The organism is Pannonibacter sp. XCT-53 (genome assembly GCF_009915765.1).
Classification (GTDB): Bacteria; Pseudomonadota; Alphaproteobacteria; order Rhizobiales; family Stappiaceae; genus Pannonibacter; species Pannonibacter tanglangensis.
On the sequence record NZ_JAABLQ010000007.1, the window covers coordinates 1 to 1,157 of the forward strand.

A 1,157-nucleotide genomic window follows, 5' to 3' on the forward strand; every position below is an offset into this window, starting at 1 on the left:
GGGGTGAGGGGGTGTCACGGGCGTGCCGGGATGCGCTTTCCGGTGGTTGCGTCGAAGGGGTGGAGGCGGTCGGCTGGGGCGATGAAGGAGAGGGTTTCGCCGCTGGCGTGGCGGGCGGCGGCGGGGACGCGGATGACGATCTCCGGCCCGCCATTGCCCTTGCCGTTGCGATTGCCATTGCCCGTGCCCGTGCCATTGCCTGAGCCAGTGCCGATGGTGCCATAGAGATAGCTCTCGGCGCCGACGGGCTCGAGGACGGTGACGGTGACCTTGAGGCTGACATCACCGGGGCCGGCCGGGTGGGTTTCGGCGGGCAGGAGATGTTCGGGCCGGATGCCGAGGGTGAAGGGGGCGCCGGCGGCGAGGTCCGGCCCGCTGAGGCCGTCGCCCTCGGCAAGGGCGGCGCGGCCATCCCGCACGGTGACGGGGATCAGGTTCATGGCCGGGGAGCCGATGAAGGAGGCGACGAAGGTGGAGGCGGGCTGCTCGTAGACGGCGATGGGGTCGCCGATCTGCTCGATGGCGCCGCCGTTGAGCACGACGAGCCGGTCGGCGAGCGTCATGGCCTCGAGCTGGTCGTGGGTGACATAGACGGAGGTGGTGCCGAGGCTCTTCTGCAGGCGCTTGATCTCGACGCGCATCTGGACGCGCAGCTTGGCATCGAGGTTGGAGAGCGGCTCGTCGAAGAGGAAGGCGGCCGGCTCGCGCACGATGGCGCGGCCCATGGCGACGCGTTGGCGCTGGCCGCCGGAGAGGGCCTTGGGCTTGCGCTCGAGGAAGGCACCGATCTCGAGGATGCGGGCGGCTTCCTTGACGCGGCGGTCGATCTCGTCCCTGGGCACGCCGCGGTTGCGCAGGCCATAGGCGAGGTTGTTGTAGACGCTCATGTGCGGATAGAGCGCGTAGTTCTGGAACACCATGGCGATGTCGCGGTCGGCCGGATCGACCCGGTTGACGACCCGGTCACCGATGCGGATGTCGCCGGCGGAGATCTCCTCCAGGCCGGCAATCATGCGCAGGAGCGTGGACTTGCCGCAGCCCGACGGCCCCACCAGCACGATGAACTCGCCGTCGGCGATGTCCATCGACACCCCCTTCACCGCCTCAACACCGCCAGCATAGATCTTGCGGACATTCTCAAGACTGATCGTCGCCAT

The 1,157-nt window shown here is 68.8% G+C and carries 1 protein-coding gene; it reads right to left on the reverse strand.

The genetic code is table 11. The features are described from left to right. Window positions 1-14: 14 nt before the first annotated feature. Window positions 15-1,157, reverse strand: a 1,143-nt coding sequence (locus GWI72_RS19875; RefSeq protein WP_161709754.1) for a sn-glycerol-3-phosphate import ATP-binding protein UgpC, incomplete at its 5' end; no start/stop codon positions are given.